Annotated in this window: 15 protein-coding genes; 7 read left to right on the plus strand and 8 right to left on the minus strand. The window is 64.0% G+C overall.

Annotated elements, in window-relative coordinates; all coding sequences use genetic code 11:
- Window positions 1–203: 203 nt before the first annotated feature.
- The 8 genes from SLT36_RS21630 to fabD form a co-directional block, all read right to left on the minus strand.
- A complete protein-coding gene (locus tag SLT36_RS21630; RefSeq protein WP_432284230.1) occupies window positions 204–1,130 on the minus strand; it encodes an IS110 family transposase in 927 nt (308 codons plus the stop codon).
- Between the two features lie 1,054 nt (window positions 1,131–2,184).
- Window positions 2,185–2,838 carry a guanylate kinase gene (gmk, locus tag SLT36_RS21635; RefSeq protein ID WP_432284370.1) on the minus strand — a complete coding sequence of 218 codons (654 nt, stop codon included), beginning with the start codon at window positions 2,836–2,838 and terminating at the stop codon, window positions 2,185–2,187.
- 3 nt (window positions 2,839–2,841) lie between these two features.
- Complete coding sequence (locus tag SLT36_RS21640) at window positions 2,842–3,732, minus strand: YicC/YloC family endoribonuclease (protein WP_432284371.1); 891 nt, start codon at window positions 3,730–3,732, stop codon at window positions 2,842–2,844.
- 94 nt (window positions 3,733–3,826) lie between these two features.
- Complete coding sequence (gene mltG, locus SLT36_RS21645; RefSeq protein ID WP_432284372.1) at window positions 3,827–5,047, minus strand: endolytic transglycosylase MltG; 1,221 nt, start codon at window positions 5,045–5,047, stop codon at window positions 3,827–3,829.
- 99 nt (window positions 5,048–5,146) lie between these two features.
- Complete coding sequence (fabF, locus tag SLT36_RS21650) at window positions 5,147–6,409, minus strand: beta-ketoacyl-ACP synthase II (protein WP_432284373.1); 1,263 nt, start codon at window positions 6,407–6,409, stop codon at window positions 5,147–5,149.
- A gap of 29 nt (window positions 6,410–6,438) precedes the next feature.
- On the minus strand, window positions 6,439–6,675 hold the full coding sequence (locus tag SLT36_RS21655; RefSeq protein WP_055978681.1) for an acyl carrier protein: 237 nt from the start codon (window positions 6,673–6,675) through the stop codon (window positions 6,439–6,441).
- A gap of 219 nt (window positions 6,676–6,894) precedes the next feature.
- The gene (fabG, locus tag SLT36_RS21660) at window positions 6,895–7,632 is read right to left on the minus strand and encodes a 3-oxoacyl-[acyl-carrier-protein] reductase (protein ID WP_432284374.1); all 738 of its coding nucleotides are present in this window, start codon (window positions 7,630–7,632) and stop codon (window positions 6,895–6,897) included.
- Between the two features lie 56 nt (window positions 7,633–7,688).
- Window positions 7,689–8,630, minus strand: a complete 942-nt coding sequence (fabD, locus tag SLT36_RS21665) for an ACP S-malonyltransferase (protein WP_432284375.1) — start codon at window positions 8,628–8,630, stop codon at window positions 7,689–7,691.
- 426 nt (window positions 8,631–9,056) lie between these two features.
- Between fabD and SLT36_RS21670 the strand changes: the two genes are divergently transcribed.
- The 7 genes from SLT36_RS21670 to SLT36_RS21700 all read left to right on the plus strand — a co-directional run bounded on the left by SLT36_RS21670 (window position 9,057) and on the right by SLT36_RS21700 (window position 16,517).
- Window positions 9,057–10,913, plus strand: coding sequence for an LTA synthase family protein (locus tag SLT36_RS21670; RefSeq protein ID WP_432288429.1), 1,857 nt, complete (start codon window positions 9,057–9,059; stop codon window positions 10,911–10,913).
- 361 nt (window positions 10,914–11,274) lie between these two features.
- The gene (gene rpsF, locus SLT36_RS21675; RefSeq protein ID WP_432284376.1) at window positions 11,275–11,760 is read left to right on the plus strand and encodes a 30S ribosomal protein S6; all 486 of its coding nucleotides are present in this window, start codon (window positions 11,275–11,277) and stop codon (window positions 11,758–11,760) included.
- On the plus strand, window positions 11,760–12,008 hold the full coding sequence (gene rpsR / locus SLT36_RS21680) for a 30S ribosomal protein S18 (protein WP_018427106.1): 249 nt from the start codon (window positions 11,760–11,762) through the stop codon (window positions 12,006–12,008). Before rpsF ends, rpsR begins: the two co-directional genes overlap by 1 nt.
- Window positions 12,009–12,245: 237 nt before the next feature.
- On the plus strand, window positions 12,246–12,824 hold the full coding sequence (rplI, locus tag SLT36_RS21685) for a 50S ribosomal protein L9 (protein ID WP_310324657.1): 579 nt from the start codon (window positions 12,246–12,248) through the stop codon (window positions 12,822–12,824).
- A gap of 167 nt (window positions 12,825–12,991) precedes the next feature.
- On the plus strand, window positions 12,992–14,377 hold the full coding sequence (locus SLT36_RS21690; protein WP_432284377.1) for a class I SAM-dependent methyltransferase: 1,386 nt from the start codon (window positions 12,992–12,994) through the stop codon (window positions 14,375–14,377).
- A 101-nt stretch (window positions 14,378–14,478) separates the two neighbouring features.
- Window positions 14,479–14,802 (plus strand): YnfA family protein, encoded by a 324-nt coding sequence (locus tag SLT36_RS21695; protein ID WP_432284378.1) that lies wholly within the window; start codon window positions 14,479–14,481, stop codon window positions 14,800–14,802.
- A gap of 215 nt (window positions 14,803–15,017) precedes the next feature.
- On the plus strand, window positions 15,018–16,517 hold the full coding sequence (locus SLT36_RS21700; protein WP_432284379.1) for a replicative DNA helicase: 1,500 nt from the start codon (window positions 15,018–15,020) through the stop codon (window positions 16,515–16,517).
- The last annotated feature ends 74 nt before the right edge of the window (window positions 16,518–16,591 follow it).

The raw sequence follows: 16,591 nt of genomic DNA on the forward strand, positions 1-16,591 counted from the left end.
GTGCCGAAGTTCGCGACCTGGCCTTGCAGCGCCCCTCCCTCACGGCATGGCTACTGTGTTCATGCGAGCAAACAAGTGCTCTTTCTTCCGCCCTCTCCACATTCCTCACCTTCACGGCATGGCAACTGTGTTCAAGCGGGCAAACAAGTGCTCTTTCTTCCGCCCTCTCCGCATTCCACACCTTCACGGCATGGCAACTGTGTTCAAGCGAAGTGTTTTTGATCGCGGATCATGGCGTTGAGGATTGTGATGAGCTTTCGCGCGACGGCGATGATTGCGCATTTCTTTGATCCGGAGCGTTGGGCGATAGCCTGGTAGAAGGCCTTGAAGCGCTGGTTTGCGCGGATGGCGCCGAGGGCTGCCATATAGAGCGCCCGGCGTAACCTTGGCCGGCCGCCCCGGATGCTGCGCCGGCCGGTCCTTGTGCCGCTGTCGTTGTTGCAAGGCGCAAGGCCGGCGAGGCTGGCGATGGCCTTGGGCGAGATGGTTCCAAGTTCAGGCATGTGGGCCAAGAGGGTGATGGCGGTCACCTTGCCGATGCCTGGAGCGGAGGTCAGGCGCTCGGCCTGTTCGGCAAGCTCGTCCAGGGTTTCGATATGGCTGGCGATCTCGACCTCGAGGGCCGAGATGCGCTGGGACAGGCCAACGATTGCAGCTTCGATGTCGGCAAGCACGGTGATGTCGGTGGTTTCGTCGTGATGGCGCAGCTCGATCGCGCGCGCTGCGACCAGTTGGTCGCGGCGGCGGGCAAGGGCAACAAGCCGCTCACGCCCGGGGCATGGCGGCGTGTCGGCATCGGGGCAGAACATCGCCCCCATCTCGCTCAGGATGCGGGCATCGATGCGGTCGGTCTTGGCCAGGTGGCCGCGCGCCTGGGCGAAACGGCGCACCGTCATCGGATTGATGCGGACGCAAGCGATGCCGGCCTTGGCGAGCGCCTGGCGTAAAGCCCGGTCATGGTGCCCCGTCGCCTCGAGGACGACAAAGCTGTTTGGTGCCAGGCCGGCAGCGAAGCGGGCCAGAGCCGCAGCCTCGTTGGCCACCCGGCTGAAACGGCGGCTGAGCGGATCGAAGACATCAATCATCGCCTTGGCGATGTCGCAACCGATGTAACTGTGATGTATCGTCATGGAACCTCTTCCTGTGGTGCGAGGTCCGCGCCAACGGCCTCGTGCAACTGTGCAGGTTGACGGCAGGTGGTGCGGGAAGGGAGCCGAGCCAAGCCGCGGTCTGTCGTGTTCAGCACGACGACCAGGATCCTGACGGCCTCCTTCCCGCATTCATTCTACACCAAGCGCAACACACAGGATCCTAGGGTCGCCGCGACGGAGCTGCGCTCCTGCTTCGCCCTAGGATGACGAAGGTTGGGTGGTCGCCGCCGGCTTGGGTGGTGAGCCGGTTGTCGGGCGCGGCCTCGGGTCGAGCCTCTGGGATGAAGAATGGAAAGGCCTGTCCGGCAAGCCAAAACCACCAAGCGCATGCTCACCCCTTCGTCATCCTAGGGCGAAGCAGGAGCGCAGCGACGCGGAGACCCTAGGATCCCTGCCGTGACCTCGCGGCAGCGCGCAGACGATACAGAACGGGTGCACCTTCTGCCACGCGCAACACATTCCCCACCCTCACGGCATGGCTACTGTGTTCATGCGAGCAAACAAGTGCTCTTTCTTCCGCCCTCTCCGCATGCCTCACCTTTACGGCATGGATCCTAGGGTCGCCGCGACGGAGCTTCGCTCCTGCTTCGCCCTAGGATGACGAAGGGTGGGTGGTCGCCGCCGGCTTGGGTGGTTAGTCGGGCGCGGCCTCGGGTCGAGCCTCTGGGATGACGAATGGAGAGGCCTGTCCGGCAAGCCAAAACCACCAAGCGCATGCTCACCCCTTCGTCATCCTAGGGCGAAGCTGGAGCGCAGCGACGCGGAGACCCTAGGATCCATGCCGTGACCTCGCGGCAGCGCGCAGACGATTCAGAACGGGTGCACCTTCTGCACCGGCATCACGCTCCTCACCCTCTTGGCATGGATTCCGACTGAGAAACTCAAGCTGTTCTCCGACGAGGCCTTCCGAGACCTCAGGGCTTTCTTCAGTTGCCGCACCGATCTCGCGCGCAACAGGATCGGCGATTGCCTTCGCCGATGCCGCCTTGGTTCCCGTCCGTTTCATCCGGACGGGCCAGGTCTGGAGGAAACCTCAGATCTTCTCGTCGAGCAGTTTCGACACGAAGTCGAACAGGCCGGGCCGACGGTCGCGGCGCAGGCGTTCAGAGGCGACGATGGCGCGGACTTCGGCGAAGGCGCGGTTGAGGTCTTCGTTGATCACGACATAGTCGTATTCGCCCCAGTGCTCGATCTCGTCGCGGGCGTTCTTCAGCCGCGTCTCGATCACCGCGTCCTGGTCCTCGGCACGGCGCTTGAGGCGGGCCTTCAGCTCGCCCATCGACGGCGGCAGGATGAAGATCGAGACGATGTCGCCACGCATCTTTTCCTTGAGCTGCTTGGCGCCCTGCCAGTCGATGTCGAACAGCATGTCGCGCCCTTGCGACATTGCGAGCTCGACCGGCTCGCGCGGCGTGGCGTAGAAATTGCCGTGAACCTCGGCCCATTCGAGCAGCGCGTCATTGTCGCGCAGCAGCTCGAACTCGCGCTTTGAGGTAAAATGATAGTGGGCGCCGTCGATTTCGCTGCCGCGGCGCGGCCGGGTGGTCACGCTGACCGACAGCTTCAGCTCCGGGTCGGTCTCGATCAGGTTGCGCGAGATTGTCGACTTGCCGGCGCCCGACGGCGACGACAGGACCAGCATCAAGCCGCGCCGCTTGATGACGATGGATAGGGCCTCGGCGCTCATGCGCTACTCCAGATTCTGAACTTGCTCGCGGAACTGATCGACGACGGCCTTCAGTTCCAGCCCGATGGCGGTCACTGCGGCGGCATTCGACTTCGAACACAGAGTATTCGATTCGCGGTTGAATTCCTGCGCCAGAAAATCGAGCTTGCGGCCGATGGCGCCGCCGCCGGCGAGTAGCGTCCGCCCTGAAGCGATATGGGTCTTCAGCCGGTCGATCTCCTCGCGGATGTCGGCCTTGGTGGCGAGGAACGCCGCTTCCATGTTGAGCCGCGTCTCGTCGAGCGCGGGTGAGGCCTCAAGCAGCAACCGCACCTGTTCGGCCAGGCGCTGGCGGATCTGCGCCGGCTCGCGCGACGGGTCGGCTTCGGCCTGCAAGGTCAGCGTCTCGATGGTTGCGATGTGATCCGACAAAAGCGTGTGCAGCGCCTCGCCCTCGGCCTTGCGCGCCTCGACGAGACCGGCGAGGCCCTTTTCCAGGCCATCCATGATCACGGCGTCGATCGCCGCGCGCTGCTCTTCCGTCTCGACCGCCTCGGGCATGTCGAACACGCCGCGCAGGGCAAGCAGCCCGTCGGCGCTGGCGGGGGCCGCGCCATATTGCTGGACCAGGCGGGTGGCAAGCTCGGCCACGTCGCGCAGGAAATTTTCGTTGATGACCGGCTGCACCATCGCGCCGGCCGTGCGGCTGACCGTCAAAGTCGCCTGCACATTGCCGCGCGAAAAGCGCTTCTGGATCGCCTGCCTGACCGCCGGTTCGAGCCGCTCGAAGCCCTGCGGCAGGCGCAGGCGCACATCGACGCTCTTGCCGTTGACCGACTTCACCTCCCAGGCGATCGCCGTTCCCTGGTGCTCGGCGGCCACGCGGGCGAAGCCTGTCATGCTTTGTAGGGTCATCTGGGCAGGCTCATCTCGAAAGGGTCATCTCGGCAGCGCGTTTCCGTCTTGCAGCGTGCCTCGCCCCCGAGCGGGCGCAGGGCGAGGCTCGTGGCTACTTCTTGACGGCGTTGGTGGTGGCGGCGTCCTTCTTGGCCGGATCGGTCTCGTCGGCAGCCTTTTCGTCCTCGACGACCTTGCGCTGGAAGGCGCGCCAGCGGGCGACGTTCTCGTTGTGCTCGTCCAGCGTCTCGGCGAAGACGTGCCCACCCGAACCGTCGGCAACGAAATAGAGGTCCTTGGTCTTCGATGGATTGGCGACGGCCTCGAGCGAAGCCTTGCCCGGATTGGCGATCGGCGTCGGCGGCAGGCCCTTGATGGTGTAGGTGTTGTAAGGCGTCGGCTTGTCGATGTCGGAGCGATAGATCGGCCGGTCGGCCGGCTTCCCCTTGCCGCCGAAGATGCCGTAGATGATCGTCGGATCGGACTGCAGCCGCATGCCCTTGTTGAGGCGGTTGATGAACACCGCCGCCACGCGCGAGCGTTCGTCGCCACGTGCCGTTTCCTTCTCGACGATGGAAGCCAGCGTCACGAACTCGTTGATGTCGGCGAGCGGCAGGTCCGGCGAGCGCCGGGCCCAGATGGTCTCGACCAGTTCCTTCTGGTCGGCCAGCATCTTGTTGACGATCTGCTGCCTGGTCAGGCCGCGGGTGAAGCGCTGGGTGTCGGCGGCAAGCGTGCCTTCGGCCGGCATCTCGGTCGGCATGTCGCCGCTCAGCGCTTCCTGCTCGGCAATCCGTTTCCACGCCTGCTCGACGGTCAGTCCTTCCGGAATGGTCAGCGAATATTGCACCGACTTGCCGCTCTTCAGGAGCTCCATGATGTCGTGCATCGAGGCGCCGGCCTGGATCTCGTATTCGCCTGCCTTGAGCGAGCCGTCATTGCCATAGGCGCGCACGCCCATGCGGAAGATGCGGGCGTCGCTGATCAGGCCGCGCCGCTCGAGCTGGTCGGCGATGTCGGCCACGCCGGTGGCGGGCTTGACCAGGAAGGTCGCCGGCACCGTCGAGGGACCCGCGCCGCTGAATTCCTGCTTGCCGAAATAGAGGGCCGCGCCGCTGGCGAGGATGACCAGCACCGCCGTCGACATCATGAAATTGAGGAACACGACGATCTGGTTGCGCGAGGCGCGCGACCGCTTGGAGGGCGGCGGCGTACCGGCTTCCGGCCGCAGCGCTTCCTGCGCGGTCTTTGGAACGATCGGATTGGCCGAAACCGGATTGGCAGGTGCGGCGCGTGGTGCGCCCTCTCCCTGCCCTGGCGTATTGATGCTCATCTTGCCTCGCCTTTGCGTCGAATCCCCGCCGGGAGACTAGGCTTGAATGTGGCAAAAATCACGGCAAAGGGCCCGCGAGGGGCCCCTTCCCACAACCTATCAGCCGTTGAAGCGCTGGAACACCAGCGAGGCGTTGGTGCCGCCGAAGCCGAAGGAGTTCGACAAAGCGACGTCGACCTGCCGCTTGCGCGGCGTGTTCGGCACCAGATCGATGGCCGTCTCGCGCTCCGGATTGTCGAGGTTGATCGTCGCCGGCACGATGTTGTCGCGGATGGCGAGGATCGAGAAGATCGCCTCGGCCGCACCGGCAGCACCCAAGAGGTGACCGATCGACGACTTGGTCGACGACATCGACACCTTGGAGGCGGCGTTGCCGACGAGACGCTCGACGGCGCCGAGTTCGATCGTATCGGCCATGGTCGAGGTGCCATGGGCGTTGATGTAGTCGATGTCGGCCGGCGTCAGATTGGCGCGCTTGAGGGCGGCCGTCATGCAGCGGAAGGCGCCGTCGCCATCCTCGGCGGGAGCCGTGATGTGATGGGCATCGCCGGTCAGGCCGTAGCCGACCACTTCGGCGTAGATCTTCGCGCCGCGCGCCTTGGCATGTTCGAGCTCTTCGAGGACGACGACACCGGCACCCTCGCCCATGACGAAGCCGTCACGGTCGCGGTCATAGGGGCGCGAAGCCTTTTCGGGATCGTCGTTGCGATCGGTGGAGAGCGCCTTGCAGGCGGCAAAGCCGGCCAGCGACAGGCGTGTCACCGGCGCTTCGGCGCCACCGGCCACCATCACGTCGGCATCGCCGAACATGATCAGGCGGGCGGCATCGCCAATGGCGTGCGCGCCGGTCGAGCAGGCGGTGACCACGGCATGGTTCGGGCCCTTGAGCCCGTGCCGGATCGACACCTGGCCGGAGACCAGATTGATGATCTGGCCCGGAATGAAGAAGGGGCTGATGCGGCGCGGGCCGCGTTCCTTGAGGATCAGGGCATTTTCGGCGATGCCGTCAATGCCGCCGATGCCCGAGCCGATCATGACGCCGGTCGAATTCTGTTCGTCCGGCGTCTTTGGCGTCCAACCCGAATCCTTCAATGCCTCGTCGGCGGCCGCGATCCCGTAGAGGATGAAGTCGCCGATCTTGCGCAGTTCCTTGGGTTCAAGGACCGCTTCGGGATTGAAGCTGTTGTTGGAGCCGTCGCCGCGAGGGATGACATTGGCGATCTTGCAGGCGAGGTCGTCGACCTCGAACTCCGTGATCCGACGGGCTGCGCTGCGGCCGGAAAGAAGCTCTTTCCAGCCGTGCTCGTAGCCCATGCCGAACGGTGAAAGCAGGCCAAGGCCTGTGACGACCACACGCCTCATCGCAGGCATCCCTGACAATTCGCGATCGCTCAGGCCGAAGCCTTGTCGATGTACTTCACGGCGTCGCCAACGGTGAGGATGGTCTCGGCCGCGTCGTCGGGGATCTCGACGCCGAATTCTTCTTCGAAAGCCATGACGAGCTCGACCGTGTCGAGGCTGTCCGCGCCCAGATCGTCGATGAAGCTCGCAGCTTCCGTCACCTTGTCGGCGTCGACGCCAAGATGTTCGATGACGATCTTCTTGACGCGCTCTGCGGTGTCACTCATGTGGGCATCCTCAGTCTGGTGTTGTTAGGTCTTCGTTAGCGGGCGGATTGCCGCTAATCAAGCTGTAATCTACGCTTTCCCAAGCGCTCGGGCGGCGGTCGGGTTTCGTCCTGGCCACCTGATGGAGCGCGGCAATACACGAAAAATTCACCGCGTCCAAGGCAAAAGGCCCGGTTATCCCGGCCAATTGCCCAATCAGATCCCCAATCAGATCCCAAATCAGATCATTGCCATGCCGCCATTGACGTGGATCGTCTGGCCGGTGACGTAGGCCGCCTCGTCGGAGGCGAGATAGGCGACCGCCGAGGCAATTTCCTTGCCGGTGCCCATGCGCTTGGCCGGGATCGCGGCCATGATCGCCTCTTTCTGCTTGTCGTTGAGCTTCTCGGTCATCGCCGATTCGATGAAGCCCGGGGCAACGCAGTTGACGGTGATGTTGCGGGTGGCGATCTCCTGGGCCAGCGACTTGGAGAAGCCGATCATGCCGGCCTTGGAAGCGCAGTAATTGGTCTGGCCGGGGTTGCCGGTGACGCCGACGACCGAGGTGATGTTGATGATGCGGCCATGGCGGCGGCGCATCATCGGATGGGTCAATTCACGCGTCAGGCGGAACATCGCGGTCAGGTTGATCTCGATGACCTGGTCCCAGTCGGCATCCGACATGCGCACGAACAGGCCGTCCTTGGTGATGCCGGCATTGTTGACCAGGATGTCGACGCCTTCGAGCTCGGCCTCGGCCTTCTGGCCCAGCGCCTTGACCTCGTCGCGGTCGGCGAGATTGGCCGGGAACAGCTTGACCCGGTCACCGAGTTCGCCGGCGAGCGCCTCGAGCTTTTCGATGCGGGTGCCGTGCAGGCCGACGATGGCGCCCTGCTTGTGCAGGATGCGGGCGATTTCTTCGCCGATGCCGCCGGATGCACCGGTGACGAGTGCCTTGCGGCCGGTCAGATCGAGCATTTTGCTACCTTCCTTGAAGAGCGCACCCTTCACACGGGTGGGGTCGTTTGAAACGTTCAGGCGAGCGCGGCAATCGCCGCCTCGACATCGGCCGGCGTGTTGACGGCAGCGGTCGCGATCTCCTTGTTGATGCGGCGGGCGAGGCCCGACAGCACCTTGCCGGCGCCCACTTCATAAAGCGTGGTGACGCCGTTGTTGCCGAACCACTCGACGGTCTCGGCCCAGCGGACACGACCGGTGACCTGCTCGACGAGGCGGGCGGCGATCTCTTCCGGATCGGTGATCGGCTGGACGGTGACATTGGCCACGACCGGCACGACCGGCACGTTCTTCTTCACCCCGGCCAGCGCCTCGCGCATCTTCTCGGCAGCGGGCGCCATCAGCGCCGAATGGAAGGGGGCGGAGACCTGCAGCATCAGCGCGCGCTTGGCGCCCTTGGCGGTGCAAAGGGCCGCGGCACGCTCGACCGCTGCCTTCTCGCCCGAAATGACCAGCTGGCCGCCGCCATTGTCATTGGCGATCTGGCAGACCGAGCCTTGTGCTGCCTCGATGCAGGCGGCGTCGACGTCGCCCTGCTCGAGGCCGATGATCGCAGCCATCGCGCCCTGCCCTGCCGGCACCGCCGCCTGCATGGCGTTGCCACGGATGCGCAGCAGGCGTGCGGCGTCAGCGACCGAGACGAAACCGGCGGCGGCAAGGGCCGAATATTCGCCGAGCGAGTGGCCGGCGACGTAGGACACCTTGTCCTTGAGCGACAGGCCGCGGGCTTCCAGCGCCCGGAACGCCGCCATCGACACCGCCATCAGCGCCGGCTGGGCGTTGGCGGTCAAGGTCAGCGTCTCCTCGGGCCCCTCCCAGATCAGCTGCGACAGCTTTTCACCGAGCGCGTCGTCGACTTCCTCGAAGACGCGGCGTGCTTCCGGAAAGGCATCGGCCAGTTCCTTGCCCATGCCGACGGCCTGGCTGCCCTGCCCCGGAAAAGTGAATGCAACGGCCATGTCAGTCTCCTGGCTACTTGCCGCATCGACCCGAACCGGAATCGGTTTTTCGGGTGGACGGGCAGACATATCACGAGGTGCTGCGCCGGACGTCGTTGGAACCGGCTGCGCGCCATATCGTTGTGCCTCTGGCGCAATGGATACCGTCAAGTCAAGCCTTGAGGGCTTTGGCACCCCTCCGGGGCAAATAATCACAGAGAATTAATGCGAAAAACGTTTTGTTTGCCCCATCCTTCTCAATTTTGCCATATGCGCTAGGTTTTCGATGACAGTTTCGTGACGGTTGCGTGACGCCGCCGTCCAGCGTTCGAGGAAGTTGAGTTGGCAAAGCTGTTCGCGACAGGCAAAACCGTCGCCCGCGACGAGGAGAACGAGGCTGAAGCACTCAGCCGGCGTGCCTATGCGCTCGGCGTGCTGCGCTCGGTGATGATCACGCTTGCCGTCTCGGCCGTCCTCGTCTTCGCCATCGAGTTCGTCGCCCGCGGCTCCTTCGTCGACACGCTGAACTTCTTCCAGCAGCCGTTCAAGCCGAGCTGGACCACGGTCGCGCTGTTTGCGCTGCTGATCATCGGTTTCGACGCGCTGCTCGGCCGGCCCTACAACGGCCTTCTGGTCGTCGCACCCGTGGCGCTGGCGCTGGCCTTTGTCGGCCACCAGAAGTCGCTCTATCTCGGCGATCCGCTCTACCCGACCGATTTCCTTTACGCCCGCCAGATCGTCGAACTGATGCCGCTTCTTGTCCGCGAGCGGCCGCTTGCCGGCGCAGGCATTGCTGTCGGCCTGGTCGGCGGCATCACGCTTCTGGTGCTTGCCTGGCGCTACTGGCGCCGCCGCATGCCGGCGCTGTCGTTCTGGGCGCGCATGTCGCGCCTGGCGATCGCCCTTCCGGCACTGGCCTTCTTCGTCTCGATCATGGACTACGCCACCTTCTCGTGGACGCGCGACCGCCTGCAGATCATCCCGATGATGTGGGACCAGAAGGAAAACTACGCCTCCAACGGCTTTGCCATCGCTTTTGCGCTCAACGTGCCGATGGCCAAGGTCAAGGCGCCGCAGGGCTATTCCGACAAGGCCATCGACGCCATCGCCGCCCCCGAAAAGGCCGCTGCGGTGCTGCCCGAGGAAAAGCCCGACGTCATCATCGTGATGAGCGAATCCTTCTGGGATCCGTCACGCCTGCCCGGCGTTTCGATCACGCCCGACCCGATCCCCAACGTGCGCGCATCGCAGTCCGGCCATGTCTTTTCGCCCGAATTCGGCGGCATGACCGCCAATGTCGAGTTCGAGGCGCTGACCGGCTTCTCCAATGCCTTCCTGCCGGCCGGCTCGATCCCCTACCAGCAATATGTCCGCGCGCCGGTGCCTTCGCTTGCCACCTTCTTCAAGAGCGAAGGTTACGACACCAAGGCCATCCATCCCTTCGGCGGCTGGTTCTGGAACCGCGCGCCGGTCTACAAGGCCTTCGGTTTCGACAAGTTCATGTCGGAAGAGAACCTGCCGCTGCTCGCCAAGCGCGGCCCGCTGGTCTCGGACGCGGCATTGACCGAAGAGATCATCCGCGAAGCCGACGCCACCGATCATCCCTTCTTCATGTTCGCGGTCTCGCTGCAGAGCCACGGCCCCTATGAGCCGAACCGCTACAGCGACACCACCCACAAGGTCGATGCGCCGACCTCGCAGTGGACGCGCGATTCGATCCTGACCTATGCCGAGGGTGCGTCCGATGCCGACCGTGGCCTGAAGCGGCTGATGGACTGGGCCAGCAAGCGTGAACGCCCGACGGTCATTGCCTTCTTCGGCGACCACCTGCCGCCGCTCGGCCCCGTCTATGTCGAGACCGGTTTCATGAAAGAGCCGGTCGCCAAGCGCAAGGCGCCGATCGACGAGATGCTGGTGCAGCACGAGACGCCTTTGGTGGTGTGGTCGAACCGCACCGGTGCTGCGCGCGACATCGGCTCGATCAGCCCGGCCTTCCTGCCGCTGCACGTGCTCGAGACCGCCGGCATCAGCCACCCCTACTACACCGGCTTCCTCGGCGACCTGCATGACCGCTACCGCGTCGTCGACCGCAACATGCTGATGCCGCGACAGGGCCAATCGGTGTTCGACTGGTCGCGCCAGAAGGAACTCGACCCGGCGATCCGCGATTTCCGCTGGCTGCAATATGACATGATGTTCGGCAAGCGCCGCGGCGCCAAGGGCTTCTTCCCCGAGACCGTCGACAAGGTCGTCGCCAACCGCACGCGGTCGCCGCTGTTCCTCCGGGACGAGGCATTCGGCTGAGCCAAAACCGGCTTGAAAAGGCCGGTTTCTCTTCCCGGAAGCCTCCGGCTGAGCATCGAAATCGGGCGCAAAAGCCCGATTTCTCAGGGAATCTCGGCCTTCCCCCTTGCCTTGGCTCACCTTAGCATGTAGACGCCCGCCATCTGCCGGTCCCAGCTGGGGGCTGAACGGAGGGCCGGAGGCTTTCTTGAAAGCCGCCGTGTGAAGCGAAAACGCTTCCGCCTCCCGTGTCTCCGCTCTCGACCGTCTCGTCGTGCACCTTTCTTCTCCCGAGGTGGCCAATGGCCCTCGAAGGATCAGGGAAGTCGCAGAGGCTCTAGCCGCCGGGACCGGAAGATGGAAACGAAGAAAGGCAAAAACTATGGCTCTTTATGAACATGTGTTTCTTGCCCGCCAGGACCTCTCGCAGCAGCAGGTCGATGCACTTGTCGAACACTACAAGGGCATCATCACTGCAGCAGGCGGATCGGTTGGCCGGGTCGAGAACTGGGGACTGAAGTCCCTCACCTACCGCATCAACAAGAACCGCAAGGCGTATTACACGCTGATGGACATCACCGCGCCGTCGGCTGCCGTCAAGGAAGTCGAGCGCCAGCAGGGCCTGTCCGAAGACATCCTGCGTTTCATGACCGTCAAGGTCGAGGCGCATGAAGAAGGCGTCTCCGCCATGATGCAGAAGCGCGAAGAGCGCTCCGAGCGTGGCGAGCGCGGTGGCTTCGGCGACCGTCCGCAGCGCAGCTTCGGCGACCGCGGCGACCGTGGTCCGCGCAGCTTCGGCGACCGCGATGGCGGTGGTGATCGTGGCCCGCGCCGTCCGCGCGAAGGTGTTGAAGGGGGTGCAGAATAATGGTCGACATCAACCAGATCCCGACCCGTCGTCCTTTCCACCGTCGTCGCAAGACCTGCCCGTTCTCCGGCGCCAACGCCCCGAAGATCGACTACAAGGACGTGCGTCTGCTGCAGCGCTACATTTCCGAGCGCGGCAAGATCGTTCCTTCGCGCATCACCGCCGTCAGCCAGAAGAAGCAGCGTGAACTCGCCCAGGCGATCAAGCGCGCCCGCTTCCTCGGCCTGCTGCCCTACGTGGTGAAGTGATTTCGGTTCCGGCCCGGCGGCATCCGCCCCGGGCCGGAATTTTTCCTGCTGCGACGGGCGTGGCGGGTTAAATTTCAAAATCCCGGGTTGGATTTCTAAGGGAAATCCTAACTGCCGCGACAGGCAGGACAGCGAAACCGGCGGCAACGCCCTCATTGCTTCCTTGCCCGTTGAATTTTTCAGCTGCCTTTGCAGCCAACGACCGCTGCCTCCGCAGCCAACGAAAGGACAAGGACAATGGACGTCATTCTCCTCGAACGCATTTCCCGCCTCGGCCAGATGGGCGACACCGTCAAGGTCAAGGACGGCTTTGCCCGTAACTTCCTTCTGCCCAAGGGCAAGGCGCTCCGCGCCAACGAAGCCAACAAGAAGAAGTTCGAAGGCCAGCGCGCCCAGCTCGAAGCCCGCAACCTCGAGCGCAAGTCGGAAGCCCAGCAGGTCGCCGACAAGCTCGACGGCAAGTCGTTCATCATCGTGCGTTCGGCTGGTGAAACCGGCCAGCTCTACGGTTCGGTCTCGACCCGCGACATCGCTGATCTGCTGATCGCCGAAGGCTTCACGATCGCCCGCAACCAGGTCGAGCTCAACCAGCCGATCAAGACCATCGGCCTGACCAACGTGGCGATCGCGCTGCACGCCGAAGTCGAAGTCACCATCACGCTGAACATCGCACGCACGGCCGACGAAGCCGAGCGCCAGTCGAAGGGCGAGACGCTGACCACCGCCGAAGCCATCTATGGCGACGACATCAACGAAAACGCCCGTCCGGACAGCTTCTTTGATCCGAACGAAGACGGCGAAGGCGACGAAGGCTGATCTGAGCCTTCTGTCCCGATCCGAGTTTACCGGCCGGTCTTCCGGCCGGTTTTCTGGACCAAGCCCGGATGGCGACATCCGGGCTTTTTTTGTGCCAGGCGTGGAACTTGGCAGCGTCGCTCCTATTTTGAGAAGGACCATACGACTGACCTTTTCGCGAGCACGCCATGAACATGTTGTTGCAACGCATCGTCGGGAAGCTTGTGCGCACCGGCAATCTGACAGTCACCGGCCCCAACGGTCGATCGCACCGTTTCGGCGATGACACGGGCGACCCTGTCCACCTGCTGATCAAGACGCGGCGTGCCGAAAGCGCCATCACGCTCGACCCGATGCTGGCTCTGCCCGAGGCCTATATGGACGGCGATGTCGACATCGTCGGCGGCGACGTGCTCGGGCTGATGCGGGTGGTGTTCCAGAACCTCGGCAATGGCAGCATCGACACCGCCTGGACCAAGGCGCTGGACAACCTGCGGCTCGCCTTCCGCCGCTTCCAGCAGGTCAACACCACAGCCCGCTCCAAGCGCAACGTGCAGCGCCACTACGACCTGTCGGGCGAGCTCTACCGGCTCTTCCTCGACACCGACATGCAATATTCCTGCGCCTATTTCGCCGAGCCCGAAATGACGCTGGAAGAAGCCCAGATCGCCAAGAAGGCGCATATCGCTGCCAAGATGCGGCTGAGGCCGGGCCAGTCCGTGCTCGACATCGGTTCCGGCTGGGGCGGGCTCGGGCTCTACCTCGCCCGCACCTTCGAGGCGCAGGTGCTCGGCGTGACGCTGTCGACCGAGCAGCATGCGGTTGCCACCGAGCGCGCCCAGGCCGAGGGGCTGGAAAACCGGGTCCATTTCGAAATCAGGGACTATCGCGACCTGGTCGAGCGTTTCGACCGCATCGTCTCGGTCGGCATGTTCGAGCATGTCGGCGTCAACCACTACCGCACCTTCTTCGACAATGTCGCCAAGCGGCTGAAACCAGACGGCGTCATGGTGCTGCATTCGATCGGCCGCGCCGGCCCGCCGGCCTCGACAAGCGCCTTCATCCGCAAGCACATCTTCCCCGGCGGCTACATTCCGGCGCTGTCGGAAGTGCTGCCGGCGATCGAAAAGGCCGGCCTGATGGTCACCGACGTCGAGATTCTCAGGCTGCATTATGCCGAGACGCTGCGGCACTGGAGCCTGCGTTTCCAGGCCAACCGAGACAAGGCCAAGGCGATCTATGACGAGCGCTTCTGCCGGATGTGGGAGTTCTATCTCGCGGCGTCCGAGGCTGCCTTCCGCTGGCAGGACCTGATGGTGTTCCAGATCCAGCTCAGCCACCGCAACGACACGCTGCCGCTGACCCGCGACTATATCGGCAAATGCGAGAAGGCGCTGGCCATGCACGAGATGGGGCACCGGCAGGCGAAGCTCGGCGCCGAGGACAAACCTGCCGCCCAGCCTGCAGCCAAGGCTCAACTTGCCGCCAAGTCTCAACCTGCCGCCAAGGCCGAAGCCGCCCAGGCTGGAGCTGGAAAGGTCGGCCGCCGCAGGAAGGTTGCCGACAAGGAATAGCATGGCAACCACGCCTGGCCCTTGCGCCTCATGCGTCTGCCATAGGAAAAAGCCCGTCTCGCCATGAGCCGGGCTTTTTTCATGACCCCAGGGTTTCCTCGATGACCTATGCCATCTACGTCCTGGCAGCCCTTGCCGAGATCGCCGGCTGCTTTGCCTTCTGGGCCTGGTGGCGGCTCGACAAGTCGGCGCTGTGGCTGATCCCCGGCGTCGCCGCGCTCATCGCCTTCGGCTGGCTGCTGGCCCTGGTCGATGCCGACGCCGCCGGCCGCACTTACGCCGCTTATGGCGGCATCTACATCGCAGCGTCGCTGGCCTGGCTTTGGCTCGCCGAGGGCATCCGCCCCGACCGCTGGGACATGATCGGCGCCGTCATCTGCATCCTCGGCGCCTCGGTCATCCTGCTTGCGCCGCGCGGCGCCTGATCCTAAGGATTCGATGGTCTTGCCGACTTGTACGGGGTAGGATTCGGCAACAGTCAAATTGATTCCGGCAGTAGGACTCATGTCCTGTGGATGGTTTCGCCCAGCCTGTGAATTCTTGAGCAAACTGGCCTTGAAACCCAGCTAAAGCAGATTGAGCCAGCACTTCGATATCGGACTCTGCTACGGGAGTATCTGGTTCAGCGACGGGGACGACATTGGCAGAGGCAGCGCGCAAATTCGAAGTGGCGGAAGCAAGCCCGCTCTACAGGGAAGCCCCCAACAACATCGAGGCTGAACAGGCCCTGCTCGGCGCGATGCTGGTCAACAACGATGCCTTCTACCGCGTCTCCGACTTCCTCAAATCCACCCACTTCTACGATCCGCTGCATCGCAAGATCTTCGAGGTTTCCGCCGAGCTCATCCGCATGGGCAAGATGGCGAACCCGGTGACGCTGAAAACCTTCCTGCCGGCCGACGAGAAGGTCGGCGACATGACGGTCATGCAATATCTCGTTGCCCTTGCCGCCAACGCGGTGACCGTCATCAACGCCTCCGACTATGGCCGCGCCGTCTATGACCTGGCCACCCGCCGGGCGCTGATCACCGTCGGCGAGGACATGGTCAACATCGCCTATGACGCACCCGTCGACATGTCGCCGGCCGAGCAGATCGAGGACGCCGAACGCCGCCTGTTCGAGCTCGCCGAAACCGGCCGCTACGACGGCGGCTTCGAAAGCTTCTCCGATGCGGTCAAGACGGCCATCGACATGGCAAGTGCCGCCTATATGCGCGACGGCCATCTTTCCGGCGTCGCCTCCGGCCTGCACGACCTCGACGCACGCATGGGCGGCCTGCAATCCTCCGACTTGATCGTGCTCGCCGGCCGCCCGGGCATGGGCAAGACCTCGCTGGTCACCAACATCGCCTTCAACGTCGCCCATGCCTATGTGCCGGCACAGCAGGCGGACGGTTCGTTCAAGGCCGAAAACGGCGGCGTGGTCGGCTTCTTCTCGCTCGAAATGTCGTCCGAGCAGCTCGCCACCCGTATTATATCAGAGCAGGCCGAGGTGCCCTCCTCCAAGATCCGCCGCGGCGATCTCACCGAGGCCGACTTCGAAAAGCTGGTCAGCTGCACCCAGACGCTGCAGAAGATCCCGCTGTTCATCGACTCGACCGGCGGTATCTCCATCGCCCAGCTCGCGGCACGCGCCCGCCGCCTGAAGCGCCAGCGCGGCCTCGACCTGATCATCATCGACTATATCCAGCTGATGCAGGGTTCGTCCGCCAAGGCTTCGCAGAACCGCGTCCAGGAAATCACCGAGATCACCACCGGCCTCAAGGCGCTGGCCAAGGAGCTCAACGTTCCGATCATCGCGCTGTCGCAGCTGTCGCGTCAGGTCGAAAGCCGCGACGACAAGCGCCCGCAGCTCTCCGATCTTCGTGAATCGGGCTCGATCGAGCAGGACGCCGACGTCGTGATCTTCGTCTACCGCGAGGAATATTACCTCAAGAACAAGGAGCCGAAGCCCGGCACCGACGAATACCTGCAGTGGGAAGCCAACATGAACGACGTGCGCGGCAAGGCCGAAGTCATCGTCGCCAAGCAGCGTCACGGCCCCACCGGCACCGTCAGCCTCGGCTTCCAGGGCGAATTCACCCGCTTCTTCGACCTCGCGCCCGAGCATCATCTGCCGGACAGGTTCGGGGAAGAGTAACGCATGCCAGAGCTAGCGCTCGTCATTGGCGACGGTGGCAGGACAGAGGGGGGCAACGTAGTACTCTGCCTTTC

The sequence above is a fragment of the Aminobacter sp. BA135 genome (genome assembly GCF_050859125.1).
Lineage (GTDB): Bacteria > Pseudomonadota > Alphaproteobacteria > Rhizobiales > Rhizobiaceae > Aminobacter > Aminobacter ciceronei.

Bases quoted from the DNA above. Each gene is read 5' to 3' on its own strand.
- SLT36_RS21630 (WP_432284230.1), bottom strand. From the start codon at position 1,130: ATGACGATACATCACAGTTACATCGGTTGCGACATCGCCAAGGCGATG.
- gmk (WP_432284370.1), bottom strand. From the start codon at position 2,838: ATGAGCGCCGAGGCCCTATCCATCGTCATCAAGCGGCGCGGCTTGATG.
- SLT36_RS21640 (WP_432284371.1), bottom strand. From the start codon at position 3,732: ATGACCCTACAAAGCATGACAGGCTTCGCCCGCGTGGCCGCCGAGCAC.
- mltG (WP_432284372.1), bottom strand. From the start codon at position 5,047: ATGAGCATCAATACGCCAGGGCAGGGAGAGGGCGCACCACGCGCCGCA.
- fabF (WP_432284373.1), bottom strand. From the start codon at position 6,409: ATGAGGCGTGTGGTCGTCACAGGCCTTGGCCTGCTTTCACCGTTCGGC.
- SLT36_RS21655 (WP_055978681.1), bottom strand. From the start codon at position 6,675: ATGAGTGACACCGCAGAGCGCGTCAAGAAGATCGTCATCGAACATCTT.
- fabG (WP_432284374.1), bottom strand. From the start codon at position 7,632: ATGCTCGATCTGACCGGCCGCAAGGCACTCGTCACCGGTGCATCCGGC.
- fabD (WP_432284375.1), bottom strand. From the start codon at position 8,630: ATGGCCGTTGCATTCACTTTTCCGGGGCAGGGCAGCCAGGCCGTCGGC.
- SLT36_RS21670 (WP_432288429.1), top strand. From the start codon at position 9,057: ATGATCACGCTTGCCGTCTCGGCCGTCCTCGTCTTCGCCATCGAGTTC.
- rpsF (WP_432284376.1), top strand. From the start codon at position 11,275: ATGGCTCTTTATGAACATGTGTTTCTTGCCCGCCAGGACCTCTCGCAG.
- rpsR (WP_018427106.1), top strand. From the start codon at position 11,760: ATGGTCGACATCAACCAGATCCCGACCCGTCGTCCTTTCCACCGTCGT.
- rplI (WP_310324657.1), top strand. From the start codon at position 12,246: ATGGACGTCATTCTCCTCGAACGCATTTCCCGCCTCGGCCAGATGGGC.
- SLT36_RS21690 (WP_432284377.1), top strand. From the start codon at position 12,992: ATGAACATGTTGTTGCAACGCATCGTCGGGAAGCTTGTGCGCACCGGC.
- SLT36_RS21695 (WP_432284378.1), top strand. From the start codon at position 14,479: ATGACCTATGCCATCTACGTCCTGGCAGCCCTTGCCGAGATCGCCGGC.